This is a genomic window from Peribacillus sp. FSL E2-0159 (assembly GCF_038643155.1).
GTDB lineage: Bacteria > Bacillota > Bacilli > Bacillales > DSM-1321 > Peribacillus > Peribacillus simplex.
Map to the genome: position 1 here is coordinate 1,119,625 of NZ_CP152053.1, position 24,091 is coordinate 1,143,715.

The following is a 24,091-nucleotide window of genomic DNA, read 5'->3' on the forward strand; positions in this document are numbered from 1 at the left end:
AGAATCACCTCAATAAAAGATTAACAATACATATGACAGGAGATTTGTTACAAAAATTTTTGTATACGTACTTGTAGTACACTAAATGGTTCTTCAATACTGTCACAACCAGTTTCTTATACAGGGTATCTTCCTTAAGATCCACCAAAAAAGGTTCAGCCTGGTTGTATTGTTATCATCCATTATCGTCAAGGAGTTAAAGGGTTAGACTCTATTTTGAGTTTAGATTTTCGTAGTAGATGGTGGCGGCGAGAATCGCCGCCATTGAAGTTTCTTATGGAACTAAACGGGCAGTTTAGTTCCATAAGAAATTATCTAAATATATCCTTATCTGAATTTTCTATGTTAAACTTATGCTTTGTTATACCAAAAGAATTAAACCTAAAAAGCTACTCCAGATTGTATCTCTGGAGTAGCTTCTACTTTATAACTTTCTATACTTTTCCGGTACTCTGGAATCGAATATGGGAACATCTTTCCTTATTTGAGGTACTTTTTCTAAATCTAAAGTTGCCTTTAATTCACCAACTTCTTGATCTAATTTTTGAACAATGTCTCCCCATGGATCTACAATTTGTGAGCAACCTGCGAATTCCACTCCTAACTTTGTTCCCGTTACATTTGATGCAACAACATACATTTGGTTCTCAATTGCGCGCGCACGAAGTAACGTATTCCAATGTGTCTCCCTTGCGAGTGGCCATTCTGCTACGATATGTAACACTTGAATACCTTGTAATGCTAAGTCACGAATAATTTCAGGGAATCGTAAATCGTAACAAATAATAATCCCCATTGTCACACCTTCAAGTTCAAATACTTCAACTTGATTATGACCGCCTGTTAAAAACTTGGGTTCATCTAACATCGGAACAAGGTGCATCTTGTCATATGTATGAACAATCTCACCCATTCGATTTACAATAACTGCACGATTAAAGATATCCTTACCTTCTAGTACGGCAATCGAGCCACCCACCAAGTTTACATTAAACTTCTTAGCCAGTGATTGTAAAAATTCAATTGATTGATTACCATCCACTTTACAGATTTCTTTCAATTCTTCTAACACATAACCCGTAGACCACATTTCAGGAAGTACTACAACGTCCAAATCATCACTGTAGTTAGCTTCTAACCAGCGTTCAATGATTTGCCTATTCTCTTCTGGCTTCCCAACTTCTAAATCCATTTGAAATACCAAATAATTCACATTATTCACTCCTCAATATTATTTAGTAATGAAGTATCCGGTTTTAAACCTGATATAGCTAAAGAGGACCTAGATATTTGTTTTGAAAAACCATTACGTACTAAGTAGTCAGAAAGGATACCACCAGTCATTACAGTTATCGGTATTGCTAACCAAGGTAGGCTTGCAGCAAATCCCATTTTACTTAATGAGAATCCTCTATCTTCTAGTAGATAGGTAGGTAACCAAACTAAAAAGAAAGTAATAATTTATAAAACAACAAAATATTGCAATCCTAACGCCTAAAATCTATAGCTTTTCAGAAAAGTATTCCATGGTGCTCTAACTTTGGCAGTATCAACAATTTCTCTGTCTTCAAGTATATATTCTTTTTCTTGTTTATTCACTAATTTGTGAATTTCAGGATAGTCTCGGGCTAAAACGTACCATACACCCGCTATGATTATTCCTATTAATCCAAAAAATATAAAATACAGCTTGCCAACCAAAATATTGATATATATAAACCGTAACGATTGGGGCTATAACTTGTCCAAAATATGAACCTGCCAATAAAGCAATAGATGCTCTGGCCTTTTTATCTCTTCTAAACCAGTTTGTATTAAATACGGCGTTAGCTGGAAACACCGGGCCTTCACCTATTCCAAATAAGAATCTCACCATATACAATAGACCGTGAGATTTAACTACATCCGTCAATCCCGTAAATACTGACCACCATACTAGAGCAAAAGTGATCATTTTTCTTGGACCAAACTTTTCTGCCATAAGTCCTGCTGGAATTTAAACTAACGCGTAACCTAATGAGAATAATGATGCAAGCATACCAAACTGAACTTTATCTAAGTCTAAATCATCCATCATTGTTTTTTTTATTATTGAAATATTTGACCTATCCATGTAAACGATTACGCCGATTGTGAAGAAAAAGAATGCTAGTCCCCATCTAACTTTTGTAGGAACTATACTGAAGAGGGTCGCTTGATTAAAGTAGAAGTACCCGACACTGAGAACCAGATAGAAGAAATAAAAGAGGAGATAAATAAAGTTATCCAAAGTGAAGAATTAGATTCCTACAAAATTGAAAGCGATAAAATTAACTTGAAAATTAGGGAACAAGAATTTTCATATAGAGCTAATGTGGCAGTTAGTCCGATTCCTTAGTGTTTTAAGAAATTAGTTTTTCATTTGGGATTATCAAAGTCACCATTGATCAATGGGAGATAGAATCAAATATGGGAGAAATCATAATAGAATCAGGCTTTTGAGGCACCATAAAATGAAAAGAAATAAAAAGGATGCAAAGCGAGGAATTTTATGAAAAAAAATGTTGTAATGTTTTTCCTATGTCTTCTTATCTTAATTCTTCCACCACAAGTTTTTGCTCAACGAAAAGTACCTATTTTAATTTATCATTCGATTGACGAGTTTACTGGGCAGGGTTCTAAGGAGCTATATGTAACTCCTGATAATTTCCAGAAACAAATGATTTATTTAAAAGACCATGGCTACACATTATTAACTTTTGATCGTTGGCAAGACATTTATAAAGAAAATAAACCCATTTTCATTACCTTTGATGACGGATACAAAAACAATCTGAATGCATTTGCTATCTTTCAAAAACTTGAAAACGAACGTTTTAAACCAAGTGGTACCATTTTTGTTATTTCTGACTTTATCGGTCGTTCAAACCGATTATCGAAATCGGATTTAAAAATGATGGCTGATTCGGGTATAATCTCAATCCAGTCTCATACTGCTACACATCCTGATTTGACGGAAATAAAAAATTATGAATATGAACTGAAGGGGTCCAAAGATAAAATTCAAAAAATAACAGGCAAACCAGTTAATGCTCTTGCGTATCCATACGGAAATTTCAATGACAAAGTCGTAGAAGAAACGAAGAAATATTATTTGTTTGGACTTACGACAACTCCTGAACTATTTTCTGAGAAGGGCATTAAAGACGAACTTTATCTTTTACCACGAATTTATATCAAGTATTCAACTACTCTTGATGACTTTGCAAAGATAGTTGAAGGCGGTTCCTATACCAGGTAATCGCTTTTTCTTTTGGAACCAAGGGAAAAGTACTTAATATTGTTTATAAGCAAATGGTACGGAAAATAAGGAAAACATCAAATATAACTCAAAAGTTTAAGGAGATAGATATTGAACTATTGAACTAATTGGGTGATTTATGATTGAAGTTCTTTAAAAACAATGGAGTTGATGAATACCACCTTCGTGTGTCACCAAGTAACAAGCAAGCAATAGCTTTTTTAAAAAAATCAATGCTAGAACTTAAATCTGAGTTAGGTGTGAAAGTAATTAGAATGAAAGGTACAATTTAACTTCCGAATAGTGAGCGCCGAGGATTGGCTACAGGATTAGAAAAGTTTTAAATATGGTTGCAATATCCCGTCTCTAACGACTAATTATGCAATCCTAAATAATTGATGTAAGATTGCATAAAACTAATTCACCTTTTAAATAATCTGTATATTTCCATTGTTGGGAAAACAACGTTGGTTCAATCGCTAAATAATCAAACCACACTTGGTATGGTATTTGCATATTATTTAATTAATCACGATTAAGGGTGGAGTGATACATGGAGAATGGAAAATTAAGACGTTCGTTAACAGTATTTCCTTTAGTGCTATTCGGATTGGCTTATATGGCACCTACAACAGTTTTTTCTACTTATGGGGTTGTTGCGGAAATAACGAAAGGGATGGTACCTGCTGCTTATATCATAGCCTTAGTTGGTATGTTATTTACAGCCTATAGTTATGGTCAAATGGTTAAGGCCTACCCTGTTGCTGGTTCTGCATATACATTTACTCAAAAGGCTTTTAATCCTCATCTTGGATTCCTGGTAGGCTGGGTTATACTATTAGACTATTTATTTTTGCCAATGATTAATGGATTACTAATCGCTATTTACTTAAACGCATATTTTCCCTCCGTTCCTTTTTCCGTCTGGTTAATCGCCTTTGTAATTTTAATCACCACTGTAAATATAATCGGAGTGAAAATTGCAACAAAGATAAATCTTTTATTAGTTGCCTGTCAATTCTTAATAATAGTTATTTTTGCATTCCTCTCAATTAAAGGGTTACTTAACGGAATGGGTTCAGGAACATTATTCATGAGTTCTCCATTTGTGAATGGAGATATACCACTATCGTTAGTATTGGCAGGTTCCTCTATTCTATGTTTATCTTTTTTAGGATTTGATGCTGTTACTACATTTTCAGAGGAGACCATTGATCCTAAAAAAATAATACCAAAGGCTATTTTCCTGGTCGCATTAATAGGAGGAGGTCTGTTTGTCACCATCTCATACATCAGTCACCTTGTTTACCCAAATTTCCAAGCCTTTACAGATCCAGACTCCGCTGCCTTGGAAATTGCTATGTACATCGGGGGTAATTTATTTCAATCTATTTTTCTAGCAGGATATATTACCGGGGGGCTAGCATCTGGTATATCAGCTCATGCAAGTGTTTCGCGACTTTTGTATGCGATGGGGAGAGATGGAGTTCTTCCAAAGAAAATATTTGGTCATATTCATCCAAAATTTCAAACTCCAACACACAATATTATCTTAGTGGGTATTTTTGCTTTATCCGCTTTATTTATTGATTTAGTGACAGCATCATCCTTTATTAACTTTGGGGCGCTCGTTGCATTTACATTTGTTAATCTAGCGGTTATTTCTCATTATTTTATTAGAGAGAAACAGCGAAACGGAATTAACACAATAAGATACCTTATAATGCCGCTGATTGGTACTAGTTTCACAATTTGGTTATGGACTAGTCTTGATTCAAAGGCACTTTTACTCGGTTTAGGTTGGTTTGGGATTGGTTTCATCATGCACCTTACCAATACGAAAATGTTTAGTAAACGGCCACCGGAGCTTTCTATTGATAATGCGCAAACATAAAAGCTAGATTACCAAGGAGGATAAAAATGGTTAAGGCGGACATCGTTCTTTCTGGTCAACATGTTTTTACTGGGCTACTAGATGAGCCAATAAAAGCAACCATCGCGATTAAAGATAATAAAATTATTAAAATCGGTTCTAAAGAAGAGATATTGTCATTCATTGGGGATCAAACAAAAGTGTTTGACTTGGAAGAGGAACTAATTATTCCGGGATTTCATGATTTTCATATGCACATAATGATGGGAAGCATTTTGCAGAAGGATAGTGCCAAATTATTTGATGCTGCTTCTGAAGAAGAGGTAGCTAAAATAGTTGGTGAATTTGCAGAAACGAGACCAAATGATGAGTGGATATTTGGTGTCGGTTGGGATCATACCAATTGGAAAAATAAAGTGCTGCCACATAGAACAACACTAGATAAATACATTAGTGATCGTCCTGTTTTATTATTCAATGCAGAAGTGCATTACGCATGGATCAATAGTAAAGCGATAGAAATGATTCAATTATCGAAGGATACTCCAGATCCTGATTATGGAGAAATTGGAAAAGATGAAAATGGTGAACTGACAGGCCTTCTATTTGAACAAGCAATTGGGTATGCATCAGAACATGCATACAAATTACCGAAAGAAAAACGTGTAAAACTATTCCAAGGTTTTCTCAATGAAACAAAAAGATTGGGAATCACATCCGTTAATGATTTATACGGAGCTAAAATTGCACCAAACCCATTAGACGATCTTGAAATTTTTAAGGAATTTGATAGAGCAGGGTTACTTACAACTAGAATCCACTTTTCGCCAGAATTAAAAATGAATTTAGATGCAGCAAAGGAATTACAAACAAATTATCAGTCAGACAAGCTTACCTTTTCTGGATTAAAACAATTTATAGATGGTGTTGTGACAAGTCATACCGCTTTTTTATTGGATCACTACAAAGACCGTCCAGAAACAAGAGGTGGAACCACTTATCCATCAGAAACAATTAAACAATTAGTAAAAAAGGCAGATAAGGAAAAATTTCAAATTCGTTTCCATGCTATTGGTAACGGTGCTGTCCGCTTAGCATTGGATGCATTTGAAGAAGCAAGAAACGCAAATGGTGAAAGAGATGCCAGACATGTCATTGAACATGTGGAGGTATTGCATCCGGACGATGTTCATCGTTTTAAGGAATTAGGGGTAATCGCATCCTTTCAACCCAAACATATCGAATTAATGGAAAGTGCTGCATATACAGCCAGAATCAGTGAAAAACAACAACCTCTCTATTATCCTATCAAAACAATAGTAGATACAGGTGCTAAAATTGCCTTTGGTACAGATTTTCCTGTAGTACCCCTAAATCCTATGATGGGTATTTATCAGGCAATCACCAGAAAAGATTTAACCGGGAAGGCGTGGCAAGAGTCGGAAGGAGTTACATTAGCACAAGCGTTAAAATACTACACGGCTACACCTGCATTCGGGTCTTTTAGAGAAAAAGAAATAGGCACATTGGAAGCAGGAAAGATAGCGGATATCGCAGTATTAAATAAAAATTTATTTAGCATATCAACAGAGGAAATTCTTGAAACAGAAGTGAAAATGACGATTATGGATGGAAAGATAATATATGAAAACCAGGTCGTCCCAACTGTATAAGATAAAAAAATAAAAAAGTCAGGTAGTGAGAAAATGTCAAAAGTAAAAGTTGGTCTTATTCAAATTCATTGTGGAGAATTTATTGAGCAAAATATTCAAAAAACGATAGGGAAAATAAAAGAAACAGTAAATAAAGGTGCACAAATCGTTTGCTTACAGGAACTATTTTCTTCGCAATATTTTCCGCAAACGGTTAATGTGGAAAATTATGATTTAGCTGAAGATGTAGATAGCGGTGCATTAGCCGAAATGGGTGAATTAGCAAAGGAATTAGCAATTGTCTTGATTGTTCCCTTTTACGAAAGAGCAGGTGCTGGAATTTATTTTAATAGTGCAGCTGTGTTTGATGCAGATGGAGAATGTTTAGGCATAACAAGAAAAAACCATATTCCAGATGGTCCCCAGTATCATGAAAAATATTATTTCGTTCCAGGCAATACTGGGTATCCTGTCTATGAAACGGCATATGGAAAAATAGGAGTTGGGATTTGTTGGGACGAGTGGTTTCCAGAAGTTGCCCGAATTTTGAGCTTACAAGGTGCAGAGATATTATTCTATCCTTCAGCTATTGGTTCAGAGCCAGATCATCCTGAACTATCAACAAGGTCATCATGGGAAAAGGCAATTTCTGCTCATGGCATTTCTAATGGTGTATTCGTTGCTGCGACAAATCGAGTGGGCCAGGAAAAGGACATGAATTTTTACGGTGGTTCATTCATTAGCGATACATTAGGGAATATTTTAGCTTCACTTGATGATGAAGAAGGAATTATTGTACAAGAGGTTGATTTAAAAGAAATAGAAGAGACTAGAAAAGTTCTGCAATTCTTTAGAGACCGTCGTGTCGATACATACGACCCTATATTGCAAAAAGAAATACTTCCCACCCCATCCCCTTCAAAAAAGGGAACAAACAAAGCGCTGTTTAGTTAATCATTAAAAGGAATAGCAGGTGGGATTACCTCTCAGACTGGAGTAAATTTGATAATCATTGAGTTAACCCTTTGCGGCGAGGAGGCTTGGCAGACAGTCGGTGGAAAGGGAGCGGATTTCTGAAATCACCTGGAATTTTTTTTGAGGGTTTTAAAATTTGAGATAAGCTATAGTTGAAAAGAAAAAACCAATTTTCCTTTATATGGAGAGTTGGTTTTTTACGCTTTCGAAAAGTCGTTTATGTAAACATGCATTCTTTTTCCTGCTTTTATAGAAATAACGGGTTAATTAGCTTTTTATCGAGCTGTTGCTAAGGAGGCTTTTTCTTTATACGACGGTTAGCGAAGAACAATGTGGGAAATACTAAGAGAATGAAAATATTACCGAATTTTCAGAAAAATACATTGACGGGAAAATACAGTTGTTATATATTATTAATAAGTTAAATTTATTGTTATATAACAGAAGGAGGAGTCAAGATGATGAACATTCATGATAAAGCCTATGAAAGTTATTTAAAGATTTGTGAAAGGTATGAAATCGAGTCGATAAACTTCGACCACTTCATCAAAAATCTAACCAAAGACCAGTTGGATGAATACAGTAAATTAGCCGTTTAAATGAAAGGGCGTGATTGCACAAGATGGACCTCCCGGTTGATGTAGATGTAGAAGCCAGTTAGAAACCCCACCAGTTGCTATGGGAACAGGTGGGGTTTTGTCATGTGTTTATTTTCTTTTTTGGGATGGCACAGGATTGTGTCACATTAAGTTATAATTGTGTTTTTTCAAGTGCTATTTTGCACGTATATTCTTACAAAAGAGCAGTGTAGGTGCTTTTGATTCGAGCTACAATATACGTAGGAATTCGATCGATCATTAAAAAGGCAATATGACATTGAGTAAGGGAACTCTCTTGTTGTTTGAAACTAATGAATAGGATGAGGCATTTAACCATTCGAATTTTAAATAGATTGATATGAAAAATTAGAATTATTTATTTATCGCTTTTATTAATATAATGAAATTGAGTCATGTTAAGTTGATAGAGAGGTGTGTTTGTATTGTGTATTATTGAAAGGTTTTCTGAAATTCCTACAACATGTATATCTGATACTATGAGTGGACTTAATAACTTATCCCCCACTATTAAGCCAGTTAAAGATGAGTATCGAGTTGCAGGGAGAGCTTATACAGTAAAAATGCCTGTAGGTGATAACCTTGTTGTCTTAAAAGCAATTCGTGAGGCTAAACAAGGTGATGTTTTGGTTATTGATGCAAAAGGAGATACGTATCGAGCAATAGCAGGTGATTTTATTGTTGGTATGGCTCAAACATTGGGGATTAATGGGATTATTGTAGATGGAGTAGTTCGCGACCTTGAGGGTATTAAGGCTTTGAACTATCCAGTGTTTTGCAAGGGAACAACTATTGCTGCAAGTGGAAAAGCGGGGATGGGTGAAATTAATGTCCCCATTTCTTGCGGTGGGACAACGATACATCCAGGAGATATTGTTGTTGGTGATATTGATGGAGTAGTCGTAATTCCTAAACAGTTAGAAGAAAAAGTTTTAGATCAATCATTAGAAAAATTAGAAAAAGATAATAAGCGAGCAGAGAAAGTTTCAGGTAATCGAGAAGAAATAAGAAAATATCTGGATGAGTTTATCAAATAAATAGTCTTTTTTTAAAAGTAAACATTTGAAGGAATAGAAGGTAACACTCTATCCTTTCAAATGTTTTTTTATGAAATTTAAAGTGAATATACATTTAAGGTTTTTACAAAATCTACAAATGCCCTGACAACATTCATATCTACTGATTCTTTATAATAAAACATCCAAGTTTTTTGGGTTAATTTATTTCCTATCTTATCTTTTAAGTCAATTTTATGAATATCTTTAATGCCATCTAAAAAAAGAGAAGGCATAATTGCATAGCCCAATCCGTTCAAAACCATTTCCTTACAAGTATCACCTTGATCAACTGACATCGCAATGTATGGAGGCTGAGAATAATGTTCTGCCCACCAATTTTCAATGATTTGCTTATAGAGTTGATCTGTTCGGTAGTCAATTCTAGGGAGATTGGGAAGATCAGACAGGTTTATTTCATTTCTAGATACAATACAAAGCTCTTCTTCAAATAATAAATGCTTTTCATCAGGCCAACTATAATCTCCGCGGATAAATCCGACATGAGAAACTTGATTATAAACTAAATTGAAAATATCTTTGCTATAGCCTGTGTCTATTTGAAACTCAACATCAGGAAATTGTTCTTTAAACAACTTTAATAAGAGTGGTAACTTATATTTGCTAATAAAATTGGAAACACCCAATCTTAACGTTCCAGATACACTATGGTTAAAATTTTCTAAATCTTCTTTAATTTCACGGAAAGAATCGAGCATTTCTTCGGCACGCTTTGCTAAATATTCCCCTTCTGGAGTGAACCGCACTCCTTTTATTCCCCTATCAACAATTTTAACCCCAAATTCTGTTTCAATTTGCTTAAGGCGTTTTGTAAGCGTTGGTTGGGCAATAAATAGGCTTTGTCCAGCTTTTGTAATGCTTTTTTCATTAAATAATGTATGTAATATAAGCCAGTCACGATCATCCATTTGCTTTAACTCCCTTAAATTAATCTTTATTTTCAAATTGTGTAACTATTCATGCAATTACACTAGAACAATAACATAAACAGTAGAATTTGAAAAATGGCCGATGATTTAATATATAAAAGTTTCATATCAACCTATGAAATATTGATATTATTCGCATAATGAAATTTAAAATAGAATGAAGTTAATTAGTACATTACCAAAGGGGTTGAACGAAACTTGTTTAGTGGAATTGAAGAACGATTTAATGTTCGGTCAGAGCTTTACATTAATGAAAAGATATATGGTTATTATCGAATTAAAACATTAGAGGAAAATGGATTAGGGAATATTTCTCAATTACCTTACTCAATAAAAGTATTATTAGAGGCTGCCATCAGAAATTATGACGGTGTAAGTGTAACTGAAGGGCATGTGAGTACATTAGCAAATTGGTCAATCAAACGAGAACTAAATCAGGAGGTTCCTTTTAAACCTGCTCGTGTTCTTCTTCATGATACAACTGGATTACCAGCAATCGTTGATTTAGCTGCGATGCGTGAAACAATGAATCGCATCGGTGGGAACGTAACGGATATTAATCCATTAATACCTGTAGATCTTGTAGTTGACCACTCCGTAACTGTTGACTATTTCGGCAGACAGGATGCGATGCAGCTAAATGAAAAGCTTAATTTTGAGAGAAACATGGAACGTTTTCGTTTTCTCCGGTGGGCTCAAGGCTCCTTTAATAATTTTTCTGTAGTTCCTCCAGCAACGGGGATTATGCATCAAATTAATATGGAGTATCTATCTTCAGTGGCAGCCACAAAGGAGGAATGTGGTTCAACATTAGTGTATCCCGATTCACTTGTAGGAACAGATTCACATACAACAATGGTAAATGGACTAGGTGTAGTGGCTTGGGGAGTTGGAGGAATTGAAGCAGAAGCGGCGATGTTAGGTCAGCCAGTCTATTTTGTTATTCCTGAAGTAGTTGGGCTCAAATTAACAGGATCACTCCCGGAAGGTGCAACTGCAACAGATGTTGCACTAACAGTTACCAGTCTCCTTAGAAAAAAAGGGGTTGTAGGTAAGTTCGTAGAATTTTTTGGACCTGGAGTAGGGGAAATGAGTATAGCTGACCGTGCAACTGTTGCCAACATGGCACCAGAGTATGGAGCGACAATGGGCTTTTTTCCTGTAGATCAGGAAACTTTGAACTATTTGAGGTTAATTGGCCGCAGTGAAGAGCAAATAGCGTTAGTTGAGGCTTATTATAAAGCCCAGGGGATGTTTATGGACAAAAATAACTCTGAACCCGTTTATTCTGATTTAGTTGAACTCAATTTATCTACGATAAAACCATGCCTTGCAGGACCTAAACGCCCTCAGGATAAAGTTGAATTGACTGAGATGAAACAAAATTTTAATGAAGTTGCCCGTTCACCGATTGAAAAAGGTGGCTATGGATTGAATGAACTTGATTTAACAAAAGAGGTCCAAATTGAGCATGTTGTTGATGAAAAATCTGTAATTAAAAATGGATCAGTTGTTCTGGCTGCTATTACAAGCTGTACAAATACATCAAATCCGTCTGTATTGATCATGGCAGGTCTTGTGGCCAAAAAAGCTGTGGAAAAGGGGCTGCAGATACCCGCTTTTGTGAAAACCTCGTTGACACCAGGATCACGTGTTGTAACAGACTACTTAGCAGAATCAGGGCTTTTAAGTCATCTTGAAACACTTGGCTTCCATATAGCAGGGTACGGTTGTGCAACTTGTATAGGTAATTCGGGACCGCTTCTTCCTGAAGTCAGCAAAGCAATTGTGGATCACGATTTAGTTGTAGCAGGTGTACTGTCAGGTAATAGAAACTTTGAAGGCCGCGTCCACCCTCAGATTAAAGCAAATTATTTGGCATCACCTCCATTAGTTATTGCATATGCACTTGCAGGGACGGTTGATATTGATTTCTCAAGTCAACCCATTGGTTATAATCAAGCAAACCAGCCTGTTTATTTACGAGACATTTGGCCAACTTCAATAGAAATTGGGGAATTGTTAAATAATGCTGTTCGACCTGAATTATTCAGAGAAAGATATAAAAAAGTATACGATGGTAATGTAAATTGGAACTCGATTAATATTTCTGAAGGGAATTTATATGAGTGGGATCAATCTTCAACATACATTCAAGAGCCACCGTTCTTTAAAGATCTTCCAGTACAGCCTGCCGATATTAAGGAAATTAAAGGTGCCCGTCTAATTGCAAAGCTTGGTGATTCAGTAACTACTGATCATTTATCTCCTTCTGGAGCAATAAAGCCGGATAGTTCTTCAGGAATCTATTTACAACAGAAAGGAGTAAAAATTAAAGATTTCAACTCTTATCCATCGCGTCGTGGGAATCATGAGGTTATGAATCGAGCTGCATTAGCTAATATAAGAATTCGTAATCTATTAGTCCCTGGATCTGAGGGAGGCGTTACTAGGTACTTTCAAACGAATGAAATTATGTCCATCCATGAAGCTTCCTTAAAGTATCAGGAAAATGGTACACCATTATTTATTATTGCTGGTAAAGAATACGGTACTGGAAGTTCTCGTGACTGGGCTGCAAAAGGACCATATCTTCTTGGGGTAAAAGCAGTTATTGCTGAAAGTTTTGAGCGTATTCATCGGAATAACTTAGTTGGAATGGGTGTTCTTCCTCTACAATTTTTAGAAGGTCAAAATGCCTCATCACTTAATATTATTGGAAATGAAACCTTTGAGACTGTTGGTTTGAGCAATAAAATTAAACCAGGTCAATTGATAAAAATAAAAGTGATTCGTGAAGATAGCAGTTCCTTTGAATTTGAAGTTATTGTTCGACTTGATAGTTCGATAGATATTCTTTACTACTATAATGGAGGGATTATGCAAACTGTTATACGCCAATTGGTTAAAAAGGAAGAAGGTAGTTTAGAACCAGAAGTCTAATTCTAATGCTGTTTTTATGATATGGAAATTTATTTTTTAATGGAGATTCGAGAAGTTATTTTAGTCTTGAATTTCCCATGTTTATAATAATGTATTTTTATTAATTGTAGATTAAATTGGATTGTAAGCGATTTCAACTGATCAGGGGGGATTTGGTGATTGCTTTATTGGGCTTTTTAATGATGATGTGTTTTATCTTTTTTATAGTGACAAGAAGAATGTCTGCTTTGATTGCATTGATTATTATTCCACTATTCTTTGCTATAGTCGGAGGATTTGGAAAAGATTTGGGTCCTATGGTATTAGAAGGATTAATGGGTGTTGCTCCTACAGGAATTATGCTAATGTTTGCAGTCATGTATTTTGGAATAATGATTGAAGCTGGATTGTTTGACCCACTAATATCTAAAATTCTTTCTATAGTCAAAGGTGATCCTTTGAAAGTAGTGATCGGAACAGCAGTTCTTTCAAGTCTAGTTGCTTTAGATGGAGATGGTACGACAACCTATATAATAACAGTTTCAGCGATGTTACCTCTTTATATCCGTTTAGGTATTAACCCACTCATCTTAACATGTGTATCAATGATGGCCTTTGGGGTAATGAACATTCTTCCATGGGGAGGACCTACTGCAAGAGCAATTAGTGCACTGAAACTTGACGCCAATGAAGTTTTTCTTCCTCTTGTACCAGTAATGATAGGTGGTTTTCTATGGGTATTATTCACAGCATATATTTTGGGCAAAAAAGAACGTAAAAGATTAGGGATTCTTGATCTTGATTTGTCACAGCATTTTCTAGAAAATCAAGAGCATGCCTCGGCGGTGGAAATAGATTTAAAGCGGCCAAAATTAATATGGTTCAATCTATTGTTAACGCTTTCACTCATTGTTGCTCTTGTCCTAGGCGTCCTGCCTCTACCAGTATTGTTTATCATGGCATTCTCACTGGCTTTATTATTTAATTACCCTAATTTGGAAGTGCAAAAGAAAGTGCTTTCTTCTCACGCTGACAGTGTAGTAATAGTGGTTGCTTTAATCTTTGCCTCGGGTGTTTTTACAGGAATTCTCTCGGGAACACACATGGTTGATGAAATGGCTAACAGTTTAATTTCCATAATTCCTGAGCAACTGGGTTCTTCTTTTGCGCTCATTACAGCAATTACAAGTCTTCCTCTAACATACGTAATGGCAAATGATCCTTATTATTTTGGAGTAGTGCCGATAATCGCTAAAACTGCAGCGGCATATGGAGTAGATCCAGTTGAAATTGCACGGGCTTCTGTACTTGGGCAACCGATACATGCGATGAGTCCGTTAATTGCTTCGACTCATTTATTGGTTGGGATGGCAAAGGTGGATTTTGGTAAACATCAAAAATTTATATTGAAATGGGCTGTGGGAACATCTCTAGTCATGATTATTATTGCGTTACTTACAGGAGCTATTTCTTTATAGAAAGACTTTTGAAATACGTATGGGGGTTAATCAAAGAATTTTTTTTACTAAACGTAAGAAAATACTATTTTTTCAAACCGATCATGATTTATAGTTTGGGTGAACAGATATAACCTATTCTTTTTTTAGTTTTGTCGATCTTGAATGTAATCAATCAAACAAGAAACTGCCGGAGAAGGAAGTCATCTTCTCCGGCAGTTTCTTTAACTTCCCCGATAAACTTGATAGCCCCATGGGGAAACGAGCAGTGGCACATGATAATGAGAGGATGGGGAAGATAGTCCGAAACGGACGGGTACCTGATCCAAAAAGGGCGGATCAGGAAGCTCGATGGACTTATTCCGGAAGTAATCCCCGATATGAAAAACGATTTCGTAGTTTCCCATTTTAGTGTTTTCTTCGTTCAGCAGCGGGGCATCGAGCCTCCCGTCTGTATTTGTGACAGCTGACTGGAGCAGCTGCCAGTCAGCTGTGGATGATTCGGAAAAGTATAATTCAATCGTCACGTTTTCGGCCGGCTTGCCATGCGTTAAATCCAATATATGTGTTGTTATACCAGGCATAAATACTCCTTAACCGATGTTTTCTTCAGCAGCAGCCAGGATTGTATTGTTTTCGAGATTTTCTTTTTTAACGGTGAAGACTTGAAAGCCATATGGCGGGCGCGGCTCTGTATATACTTTTCCTTTGGATTCCGGGATTTCGGAAACGACTGTATCCCATGTGTGGTTTTGGGATTCGAATGTAACTTCAAGAAGCTGGGGGAATCTAGTTAAAATACGGCAGCCGATTTCATAAATCAGATTTTGGATTGAAGGAGTCTCCATTTCATGGAAAATGGATGTGGCAATATCGATTACCTGTTCAGCAGCTACGTATTTAGAGGGATCTACGCCGAATGCATCCTTTTGATCCTCATAGACCCAATGGAGATTCAAATAGATGAAAAGCGGACGATTTCCATCTTCGGGAAGCGTTGTATACTCATCACGGACAAAACCGACAAAAGAGTTCCCGCTTACTTTGATTAATTGAAGGTCGAGGATGGAGCTGCTTTGCTGAACGATTTCGCTGCCGTTTTCCCCGCGGATGATTTCGACGGACGCATTGGCCCGTTCGTTGCGGGACTTTTTGAATACTAGGTCGCTCGGTTTCAATTGAAGATCCGTCGCTTCTGTAACAGCTTTGAAAGGGATATCTTCGGCAATCAATTTAACATTATCGATTTGAGGATATTTGTTCAGGAAGGCTTCTGATACATATGAAGCAAACCCTTCTAATGTTGCCCCTTTGAATGTTGCTAAATGCTGTTGGATGAAGTTTTTCATCGAATCTGTCGCGACGACCATGGAATTGTCTCCTTCCGTGAAGGAGGGAAGAAAAGAGGAGCCGCCAACGGAAACTTTTACATTGGTGCCAAAAATGATATGATCTCTGCCTGAAAAAGTGGATTCTGGTATTTGTTTGATTCCGGTTAAAGGATTTGAATAGGTCCTATAGGCAAAAACATTCCCTTTTCCATAGCTGAGTGTTTGTGCGGCTGATTTATTTTTCATTGGATTCTCTCCTTCAATTTTGATTTTATCCTGTAAACGAAATAGGGCAATTTTATAAATTTCAGATAGGGCCTTATCGAACTCGGCTGTTTCGGAATGGTGAATCCTTGTTTTCATCGATTGATATATGTCATTTTTATCTTTGCCGCGTACTGCCAGGATAAATGGAAAGCCGAATTTTTTCATATATTGTCGGTTCAATGTTATGAAATTTTCATATTCATCGACAGTAAGGTCCTTTAAACCGGCGCCATGCTGTTCCTTAATCGAATCCTCACTCATTTTAACTTTGTCCCCAAGGTTCGGATGCTTCCTGATTAACGTTAACTTTTCTTCCTTTGACGAATTGCTTACAATGTCCACCATGCATCGATGCAGGTTGATTATTGATGAAAAGGGCCTATTGGCTGCCGATTTTTCTGCAATCCAAGGTGAATGTTCGAAGGTATCACCAAGGAACTTCTTGAACTCCTTTTCGCTTAGTGCATTTAGTGACTTAAGAGTAATCATTCTAAAGGCTCCTTCTTTATATACTTTTTGCCATTAACTGATCTGTATCAGGAATGGTACTATCTGCTGCCTTTTTCCTTCGCGGAGTCAAGATCACATTCAGGATGATGGCAGTCAGGCTTCCTGTGATGATTCCATCGCCGACAACGATACGGATTGCTTCCGGCAGACTTGAGAATAACTCGGGAACGACGGTGGCGCCTAGTCCGAGTGAGACTGAACAAGCAATGATCAATAAATTAGCATTATCCGAGAAATCGACGTCATTCAACATTTTAATTCCTGATGAAACGACCATTCCGAACATTACGACGGTAGCACCCCCGAGGACGGCAGTAGGAATCAGTGTAGCGAGTGCTGCGATTTTCGGTACAAGTCCAAGCCCGATTAAAATGAAGCCGGCTACAATGGTGATCGTTCTTTTTTTCACACCGGATAATTGAACGAGGCCTACATTCTGGGCGAATGTACTATAAGGAAAGGCATTGAAAATCCCGCCTAAAGTGAATGCAAGGCCTTCTGCCCGGTAGCCCTTGACAATATCTTTTTCACTCAATTCCCTACCGGTTATTTTTCCAAGAGCAAGGAATGCGCCAGTGGATTCGACGAGGATGACTGTGCCAACCAACATCATCGTAAGTATGGGTGCTATTTCAAAGCTGGGTGTACCAAAGTACAAAGGAGCAGGGATATGGAACCAAGAAGCCTCGGCAACAGTTGAAAAGTCCATTTTTCCAAAAAATGTTGAAGCGATCGTTCCTGCTATGATGCCGATCAGAACGGAAATGGATCGAATGAATCCAGTGAAGCAGCGATTGAAAATCAGAATAACAGCGAGGACCCCTAAAGAAAGCATCAAGTTCTCGGCTGAGCCAAAGTCTTTGCTGCCGGAACCGCCAGCCATATTCTTTATGCCGGTGGGTACTAAGGATAATCCGATGATGATGACGACGGTCCCGGTCACGACAGGCGGGAATAATTTAAGAAGTTTACCAAATATGTTGGAGAAAAAAATGATGAATAATCCAGCGGCGATAATTGATCCATAGATAGCGGAAATGCCATAATTACTGCCGATGGATATCATGGGGGTGACTGCGACGAAAGAAGTTCCCAAAACTATCGGGAGGCCAATACCAAAGTATTTATTTTTCCAAGATTGCAATAATGTAGCGATTCCGCAGGTCAATAGATCAATGGCAATAAGGTAGGCGAGCTGTTGGGAATTGAATCCCAATGCCCCGCCGACGATGATCGGTACCAAGATGGCACCAGCATACATGGCAAGAACGTGCTGAAGACCTAATGAGAAGGCCTTGGACTTGTTAATTCTTTCATTCATAAAAAAACTCCCTTCTCTAATGTCATGTCATTTTATATCACGTGATTTTGTTATGATTAATATCATCATAATAAAAAATCAGAAAATTGTCATTAGTTAGATTAGACAATTTTTGGTTGTGGATATAGACAACTTGCATAAAGTGAAGGGAGACTTGTGTTTTATATATGGAGTAAGGATTTAATGCGAAGGGCAAGGCGTATCTGGAGTGTGGTCTCTGAATCTTTTAAGCTCTTGCCGAGTAGCTCTTCGCATTTCTCCAGTCTGTATACAACGGTGTTCCGATGAACGAATAATCTTTTGGCAGTTTCGGATATTTGGCAATGCGTTTCGAGATAGACGGATAATGTCTGTAATAAGGTTTGTTCCTCCTCGGTGAAAATCTTTGAAAACCCCTGTAGTGCAAAATGGTGAAAATTCATTAGGTCTTCTTCAGGTATGATTCTCAATAACTCCATAATATCCTTCGTCCGGAATATTTGGATGTATTCGGTCCTTTTCGAAAGACCTCCTTCGATAAGGGAGTCGTTCGCTTCTTTGTAAGAGTTCTTGGTCTGTAAAAAACTCGGGCTCATATGGCTCACTCCGAAAGAAATCGTGCAGTCGAACTGACTGGCTGTTATCCTTTGCAATGATCTTAGCGAGGTTTCGACAGTTTGGAGAACATCTGCAGAGACCTCATTCACTTCGTATAAAAGAATGCATTTCTTGCCTTTTGTAAAGAGGTGAATGGGATCAGGTGATAGGTGAAGTTCATCTTCCAAAAACTCGTATATCGAATCAGCCCTTCGTTGCAGCTGTGTGTAACTTATGTCCGAGTCGGATTCATCGATCTTACCCACTGCGCATATATAGGTTTGTTCATTGTGTAAGGAAAACTCTTTTGCCCGGTTTATGATTTCCTCCTGTGAGGAGAAACTGCCATCCAGAAAATGAAGGAAGAAATCATTTCGGATATTCCGATCATGCTGTTTAAGGGCGTGCTCTTTCATCAGGGCGAAAGAAATGACATTAGTTGCCTGTTCTATCGTCAATGTTATAAGGTTATCGCTAGTCTTGATTTCTCCTGATATCGTCAAATAACCAAATTTTTCTTCATTCATATAGATGGGGAATACGGTATAGGGCTGTTTGTTGGAAAGGGATGAAAATGAAAAGAATGAAGTTTTGGTTTTATGGAATCGGAATCCCTCTTCGCTCATTTTTTTGATTATTGGAATAATTCCGGATGTTGAGATTGTATGGAATATCGGTTTTAGGTACTGGTCAACTAATATGATGGGGTATCCAATCATATCCGATAAATGATCAAGCAGCTTTTGAATCCCTTTCCCCCGCATGATTAAGTTTGTGAATTGCTTATGTGTTTCCATGGCGAAAGTCAATTCTGCTGCACGTTGATCCAAAATCCCCCGTAATGTATGGTTAATGATTTCCCCGAGTGACAATTCTGCTGGGAGTTCAATGATTGGAAAGGATAAATCATTGGCAAGAACCAGTGCGTCCTCGGGTATTTCTTTGAGGTACCTCCTTGTCTTTATCCCTAGGACTGCACAGCCTTGATTTGCCATCGCTTCGACGAGTGAGGACAAGAGTTGTGGTTTGTCCTTTATGTGATAAGCCGTGGTTACAAGGAATTCATTTGGTTTTAAAAAGTTGATGATATCTGGAGCGTCCATCATATTGACTGTGCGGACTTCCCGTTCGATCCCTGTTCCTCCGGCAATTAAATGCATGCCGGCTAATGCTGGCAAAGTTAAAAGCTCGCTTACCTTCATCTGAAACACCTCATTTTGGAAAATTAGAGTATTGAGTGTGATTTTATACATACAGGGGAATTGGATCCGTTTTAATAGTGCGTGTTACTGATATTTATCTGAATCCCTCCGTTTAATAGAGTGTTTTGTGGATTTTCATTATCATATCATACAAACCCTTTGGCATATCCTACAAATTTCAATGTTTGGATTATCAGGATAAATAAAAAAGTGTTTTTATGTTAGGTTTTATAACATTGTTGGTGACATATTATCTGAATTTTGTTAATATTTATAAAAAATTAACGTGAGGATAAGGGAGACGATAAAATGAGCGAGGGCACAGTTGCTTCAAGTAAGAAAAAAAGAGTAACGCCGTTTCCAAAAGATTGCACATTCAGCAAAGAGGACTGGGATGTATTATCGCAATATTGGTTTCCTGTGGCTGCAGTCGAGGAAGTATCGGAAAAACCGATAGGCATTAAACTTCTGGATGTACACCTTGTCCTTTATCGGGCCAATGGGAAGATTATCGTTGCAAGGGACCTTTGTCTGCATCGCGGTGTGCCATTAAGCATGGGGTGGGTGGAAGGTGATGATATCGTATGCCCTTATCACGGTTTTAGATATGGCCCGGAAGGGAATTGTACTGGAATACCTGCTCATCCCAATGCTAAAATATCCCCGCGTCTTTGCATTAATATTTATCTCACAGTAGAACGCTACGGTTTGATTTGGACATCGATTGCGAGCGACAAAGAGGATATTCCGAAGTTACCGGCCTGGGATGATGAGGAATATTTGAACATCCTGCCGCCATCCATAGACATTAACGGTTCAGCTGGTCGGCAGATGGAAGGTTTTTTGGATGTGTCCCACTTTGCTTGGGTTCATTCGGAAAGCTTCGCTGATCGCAACAATCCTATCGTTCCTAGTTATAAGGTGGAAAAAACGGAGTATGGCCTGCATGTGGAATACTTAAGTTCCGTCAGTAATTATGGAAAAGGTATGCGGCATTTAGAACCTGCCAACTTTGAGTGGCTGCGTGTTTTTGATATCTATCCGCCGCTTGCGGCCAGGCTTACTGTCCATTTCCCGGAGGATGGAAAACTTCATATCCTGAACTGTGCCAGTCCAGTTTCTGCACGAAAGACAAGAATGTTTTCGCCGATGGCCCGTAACTTTGATTTAGATGCCCCGATTGAAGATACCTATGAATTCAACTTGCAGATTTTCAATGAAGATAAGGTAATGGTGGAAAATCAAAAGCCGGAGGAGCTGCCTCTCGATTTGCAAGCGGAAGCACATATCGCGGCAGATAAGACGTCGATCGCTTATCGTCAGCTATTGAGGGAATTGGGCTTAGGTTCGAATTATACAAGTTGAGAAAAAGAGGGTGTCCCTGTTAAATGGGCACTCTCTTCTTTTATTGGTTTGCTTTCAGTTGGTTATTTTGCACAAAAAAACCCCGAAATACTAACAGAATTGTCAATGAAGTTAGATACGAAAGCAAGTAAAATAATAGATAACATAAATTTGTGAATATTCATAACATGAATGGATATTGAGAAGGGAAGCGATGTGATGGGCATTCAAATCGAAAAATTCATAGATGAAAAGGATGATGTTGCGTCGATGATTGAATGGTTAGCATCTTTCGGGGCAACGGAGAGTAATGGGGTGACCCGGTTATTATATTCCAAGGAATGGATGAGCGCTCAGCAAGCAATGAAGGCTGAGATGAAAAAAGAAAACCTTATTACATATTTTGATAGTGTAGGCAACTTGTTTGGTAGGCTTGAGGGAACAGACCCCTCCGGTGGAACCATTCTGACCGGTTCTCATATAGACACGGTCAAGGATGGAGGGAAATATGACGGCGCATATGGGGTCATCGCCAGTTTCCTCGCAGTTAAGAGGTTGTATAAAGCCTATGGGGCTCCGCGAAAGACGATTGAAGTCGTTTCCTTTTGTGAGGAGGAAGGAAGCAGATTTCCTTTAACGTTTTGGGGTTCGAGGAATATTAAAGGAGTCTATGATCTTGAGCATGTCAGGGATTTAAAAGATACAGAAGGAATTCCTTTTTTGGAAGCCATGAAAAAATCAGGGTTTGAACCTGAAGCCTATATAACCCCGGTCCGAGATGATATTGACCGGTTCGTCGAAATTCATATAGAACAGGGAATGGTGCTTGAAAAGAATGAGAATACAATTGGGGTCGTCAGCCATATTGTCGGGCAGCGCCGTTATACGGTAAAAATCACTGGTGAGAGTAATCATGCGGGCACCACTCCCATGTCATATAGGAAGGATGCAGTAGGTCTTGCTTCGGAATTCATCTCTTTTTTAACGAAAAAAGCTAAGGGTATGGACCCGGATTTAGTTGCGACGGTTGGCAGAATGGATGTTAAACCTAATGTTCCGAATGTCATTGCTGGTGAAGTGGAGTTCAGTCTCGATATCAGGCACCACGAGGAAGTTGTTCTTGAAGGGTTTTGTAAGGAAATCTTTTCGACTTTCGATTCCTTGGCAAAAGAAGCTGAAATGAAGCTGGAGGTTTCACAATGGATGGATGTCAAACCTGTTGCGATGGATCGGGAAATGAATCGCCTTGTCCGAAAGATAGCTGGAGATAAAAATATACCTTACCAAGATATGGTCAGCGGAGCCGGGCATGATGCACAGGTGTTCGGTTCGTTTTGTCCGACTTGCCTGCTGTTCGTTCCGAGCGAGGGTGGGATCAGCCATTCTCCTAAGGAATTTACGAGTGTTGGGGATATGGAAAAGGGAATCGATGTTTTAAGTGAAATACTATATAAATTAGCCTATTAAAGGAGTTGGGTAAAATGGCATATTCAGAATTGAATGCACCGATGAGAACGATTATGACACCAGGCCCGGTCGAAGTGGACCCGCGTGTTTTAAGAGCGATGAGCACACCGATATTAGGGCAATTCGATCCTGCATTCACTACTATCATGAATGAAGTGATGGAAATGCTGCGTTTGGTTTTTCAAACGAAAAATAAATGGGCGTTCCCGATAGATGGCACCTCAAGATCGGGTAATGAAGCGATTCTATGCAGCATCATTGAGCCGGGAGATAAGGTTCTGGTTCCCATATTCGGAAGGTTCGGGCATTTGTTGGTGGAAATTTGTGAGCGATACGGAGCTGAAGTCCATACGATAGAATGTCCTTGGGGAGAGGTGTTCGAACCGCAAGCTGTCATCGCGGAAATCAAGAAAGTCTCCCCTAAAATAACAGCAATCGTCCATGGGGAAACTTCCACTGGTTGTATGCAGCCTTTGAAGGAAATCGGGTTGGCCTGCCGTGAATTGGGTGTCCTGCTTGTGGTGGATGCGGTTGCCTCCATCGGGGGCACCGATGTTAAGGTGGATGAATGGTGTATTGATGGATTGATAGGAGGGACACAAAAATGCTTGTCCGTTCCTTCAGGTATGGCACCGATTACGTATAATGAGCGAATAGAAGAAATCATCCAGTCCCGCAAAAAAGTGGAACGTGGTATTGCGACGGATGAAGACAACCAAAAGGTTTCGACCCGCCGTCCGATCACCAGTAATTATTTCGATTTAAGCATGCTGCAGGATTATTGGGGACCGCGCCGCTTGAATCACCATACAGAAGCGACTTCCATGATTTATGCGTTACGTGAAGGATTGCGCCTGGTGCTTGAAGAAGGTCTGGAAACGCGCTTTGCCCGTCATGAACTCCACGAAGCTGCTCTCGTTGAAGGGATCAAGGCGATGGGACTAACGTTATTCGGGGACGGGAAAAACAAACTTCCGTGTGTAACTTGCATCGAAATTCCAAAAGGAATCGACGGTGAAGCTGTAAGAGCGATGCTGTTGAATGAATTCGGTATCGAGATTGCGTCCTCGTTTGGTCCACTTCACGGGAAAATCTGGAGAATTGGGACAATGGGATTCAGTTGTAGGAAAGAAAACATCCTCTTTGTATTGGCCTCCTTGGAAGCTGTCCTTTTGCGCCAGGGATTCCAAGTTAATCGGGGAGAGGCTTTGCAGGCTGCACTGGATGTGTATATGGGAAAGACGGAGAAAGTGGTAGCACCAAAGGGATCTTTTTGATTAAAAAACTATTTT

General features: G+C 38.4%; 20 protein-coding genes. 13 read left to right on the forward strand and 7 right to left on the reverse strand.

What is annotated here, in order from left to right:
- Positions 1-424: 424 nt before the first annotated feature.
- Positions 425-1,213 (reverse strand): carbon-nitrogen family hydrolase, encoded by a 789-nt coding sequence (locus NYE63_RS05565; protein WP_342604400.1) that lies wholly within the window; start codon positions 1,211-1,213, stop codon positions 425-427.
- A gap of 399 nt (positions 1,214-1,612) precedes the next feature.
- Entirely contained in the window at positions 1,613-1,981 is a 369-nt protein-coding gene (locus tag NYE63_RS05570; RefSeq protein ID WP_342604401.1) for an MFS transporter, read from the reverse strand.
- 213 nt (positions 1,982-2,194) lie between these two features.
- Between NYE63_RS05570 and NYE63_RS05575 the strand changes: the two genes are divergently transcribed.
- The 8 genes from NYE63_RS05575 to NYE63_RS05610 all read left to right on the forward strand — a co-directional run bounded on the left by NYE63_RS05575 (position 2,195) and on the right by NYE63_RS05610 (position 9,434).
- A complete protein-coding gene (locus tag NYE63_RS05575; protein WP_342604402.1) occupies positions 2,195-2,377 on the forward strand; it encodes a hypothetical protein in 183 nt (60 codons plus the stop codon).
- Between the two features lie 153 nt (positions 2,378-2,530).
- Complete coding sequence (locus NYE63_RS05580) at positions 2,531-3,280, forward strand: polysaccharide deacetylase family protein (protein WP_342604403.1); 750 nt, start codon at positions 2,531-2,533, stop codon at positions 3,278-3,280.
- 143 nt (positions 3,281-3,423) lie between these two features.
- Entirely contained in the window at positions 3,424-3,573 is a 150-nt protein-coding gene (locus NYE63_RS05585; RefSeq protein WP_342604404.1) for a hypothetical protein, read from the forward strand.
- Between the two features lie 260 nt (positions 3,574-3,833).
- On the forward strand, positions 3,834-5,174 hold the full coding sequence (locus tag NYE63_RS05590; protein WP_342604405.1) for an APC family permease: 1,341 nt from the start codon (positions 3,834-3,836) through the stop codon (positions 5,172-5,174).
- A gap of 26 nt (positions 5,175-5,200) precedes the next feature.
- Positions 5,201-6,826 (forward strand): amidohydrolase, encoded by a 1,626-nt coding sequence (locus NYE63_RS05595; RefSeq protein ID WP_342604406.1) that lies wholly within the window; start codon positions 5,201-5,203, stop codon positions 6,824-6,826.
- 33 nt (positions 6,827-6,859) lie between these two features.
- Positions 6,860-7,759 (forward strand): carbon-nitrogen hydrolase, encoded by a 900-nt coding sequence (locus NYE63_RS05600; RefSeq protein ID WP_342604407.1) that lies wholly within the window; start codon positions 6,860-6,862, stop codon positions 7,757-7,759.
- A gap of 479 nt (positions 7,760-8,238) precedes the next feature.
- Positions 8,239-8,379 (forward strand): hypothetical protein, encoded by a 141-nt coding sequence (locus NYE63_RS05605; protein WP_342604408.1) that lies wholly within the window; start codon positions 8,239-8,241, stop codon positions 8,377-8,379.
- A gap of 443 nt (positions 8,380-8,822) precedes the next feature.
- Complete coding sequence (locus NYE63_RS05610; RefSeq protein ID WP_342604409.1) at positions 8,823-9,434, forward strand: RraA family protein; 612 nt, start codon at positions 8,823-8,825, stop codon at positions 9,432-9,434.
- 77 nt (positions 9,435-9,511) lie between these two features.
- Here NYE63_RS05610 and NYE63_RS05615 read toward each other — a convergent pair whose 3' ends face one another.
- Positions 9,512-10,381 (reverse strand): LysR family transcriptional regulator, encoded by an 870-nt coding sequence (locus NYE63_RS05615; protein WP_342604410.1) that lies wholly within the window; start codon positions 10,379-10,381, stop codon positions 9,512-9,514.
- 219 nt (positions 10,382-10,600) lie between these two features.
- On the opposite strand from NYE63_RS05615, the gene acnA reads away from it, so the two are divergent.
- Together acnA and NYE63_RS05625 are read left to right on the forward strand one after the other, a co-directional pair.
- Positions 10,601-13,345 carry an aconitate hydratase AcnA gene (acnA, locus tag NYE63_RS05620; protein ID WP_342604411.1) on the forward strand — a complete coding sequence of 915 codons (2,745 nt, stop codon included), beginning with the start codon at positions 10,601-10,603 and terminating at the stop codon, positions 13,343-13,345.
- A 155-nt stretch (positions 13,346-13,500) separates the two neighbouring features.
- Positions 13,501-14,802 (forward strand): citrate:proton symporter, encoded by a 1,302-nt coding sequence (locus tag NYE63_RS05625; RefSeq protein ID WP_342604412.1) that lies wholly within the window; start codon positions 13,501-13,503, stop codon positions 14,800-14,802.
- Between the two features lie 203 nt (positions 14,803-15,005).
- Here NYE63_RS05625 and uraH read toward each other — a convergent pair whose 3' ends face one another.
- The 4 genes from uraH to NYE63_RS05645 all read right to left on the reverse strand — a co-directional run bounded on the left by uraH (position 15,006) and on the right by NYE63_RS05645 (position 19,988).
- Positions 15,006-15,365: a hydroxyisourate hydrolase gene (gene uraH / locus NYE63_RS05630; RefSeq protein ID WP_342604413.1), complete on the reverse strand. Its 360-nt coding sequence runs from the start codon at positions 15,363-15,365 to the stop codon at positions 15,006-15,008.
- 9 nt (positions 15,366-15,374) lie between these two features.
- A complete protein-coding gene (gene pucL, locus NYE63_RS05635; RefSeq protein ID WP_342604414.1) occupies positions 15,375-16,868 on the reverse strand; it encodes a factor-independent urate hydroxylase in 1,494 nt (497 codons plus the stop codon).
- Between the two features lie 16 nt (positions 16,869-16,884).
- Positions 16,885-18,210 carry a nucleobase:cation symporter-2 family protein gene (locus NYE63_RS05640; RefSeq protein ID WP_342604415.1) on the reverse strand — a complete coding sequence of 442 codons (1,326 nt, stop codon included), beginning with the start codon at positions 18,208-18,210 and terminating at the stop codon, positions 16,885-16,887.
- A gap of 161 nt (positions 18,211-18,371) precedes the next feature.
- Positions 18,372-19,988 carry a PucR family transcriptional regulator gene (locus tag NYE63_RS05645; RefSeq protein ID WP_342604416.1) on the reverse strand — a complete coding sequence of 539 codons (1,617 nt, stop codon included), beginning with the start codon at positions 19,986-19,988 and terminating at the stop codon, positions 18,372-18,374.
- Between the two features lie 309 nt (positions 19,989-20,297).
- Between NYE63_RS05645 and NYE63_RS05650 the strand changes: the two genes are divergently transcribed.
- The 3 genes from NYE63_RS05650 to NYE63_RS05660 all read left to right on the forward strand — a co-directional run bounded on the left by NYE63_RS05650 (position 20,298) and on the right by NYE63_RS05660 (position 24,076).
- Entirely contained in the window at positions 20,298-21,353 is a 1,056-nt protein-coding gene (locus NYE63_RS05650; RefSeq protein WP_342604417.1) for a Rieske 2Fe-2S domain-containing protein, read from the forward strand.
- 198 nt (positions 21,354-21,551) lie between these two features.
- The gene (gene allC, locus NYE63_RS05655) at positions 21,552-22,799 is read left to right on the forward strand and encodes an allantoate deiminase (protein WP_342604418.1); all 1,248 of its coding nucleotides are present in this window, start codon (positions 21,552-21,554) and stop codon (positions 22,797-22,799) included.
- 14 nt (positions 22,800-22,813) lie between these two features.
- On the forward strand, positions 22,814-24,076 hold the full coding sequence (locus NYE63_RS05660; protein WP_342604419.1) for an alanine--glyoxylate aminotransferase family protein: 1,263 nt from the start codon (positions 22,814-22,816) through the stop codon (positions 24,074-24,076).
- Positions 24,077-24,091: the final 15 nt, after the last annotated feature.

Bases quoted from the DNA above. Each gene is read 5' to 3' on its own strand.
- NYE63_RS05570 (WP_342604401.1), bottom strand. From the start codon at position 1,981: ATGGCAGAAAAGTTTGGTCCAAGAAAAATGATCACTTTTGCTCTAGTA.
- NYE63_RS05580 (WP_342604403.1), top strand. From the start codon at position 2,531: ATGAAAAAAAATGTTGTAATGTTTTTCCTATGTCTTCTTATCTTAATT.
- NYE63_RS05590 (WP_342604405.1), top strand. From the start codon at position 3,834: ATGGAGAATGGAAAATTAAGACGTTCGTTAACAGTATTTCCTTTAGTG.
- NYE63_RS05595 (WP_342604406.1), top strand. From the start codon at position 5,201: ATGGTTAAGGCGGACATCGTTCTTTCTGGTCAACATGTTTTTACTGGG.
- NYE63_RS05600 (WP_342604407.1), top strand. From the start codon at position 6,860: ATGTCAAAAGTAAAAGTTGGTCTTATTCAAATTCATTGTGGAGAATTT.
- NYE63_RS05605 (WP_342604408.1), top strand. From the start codon at position 8,239: ATGATGAACATTCATGATAAAGCCTATGAAAGTTATTTAAAGATTTGT.
- NYE63_RS05615 (WP_342604410.1), bottom strand. From the start codon at position 10,381: ATGGATGATCGTGACTGGCTTATATTACATACATTATTTAATGAAAAA.
- uraH (WP_342604413.1), bottom strand. From the start codon at position 15,365: ATGCCTGGTATAACAACACATATATTGGATTTAACGCATGGCAAGCCG.
- pucL (WP_342604414.1), bottom strand. From the start codon at position 16,868: ATGATTACTCTTAAGTCACTAAATGCACTAAGCGAAAAGGAGTTCAAG.
- NYE63_RS05640 (WP_342604415.1), bottom strand. From the start codon at position 18,210: ATGAATGAAAGAATTAACAAGTCCAAGGCCTTCTCATTAGGTCTTCAG.
- NYE63_RS05645 (WP_342604416.1), bottom strand. From the start codon at position 19,988: ATGAAGGTAAGCGAGCTTTTAACTTTGCCAGCATTAGCCGGCATGCAT.
- NYE63_RS05650 (WP_342604417.1), top strand. From the start codon at position 20,298: ATGAGCGAGGGCACAGTTGCTTCAAGTAAGAAAAAAAGAGTAACGCCG.
- allC (WP_342604418.1), top strand. From the start codon at position 21,552: ATGGGCATTCAAATCGAAAAATTCATAGATGAAAAGGATGATGTTGCG.
- NYE63_RS05660 (WP_342604419.1), top strand. From the start codon at position 22,814: ATGGCATATTCAGAATTGAATGCACCGATGAGAACGATTATGACACCA.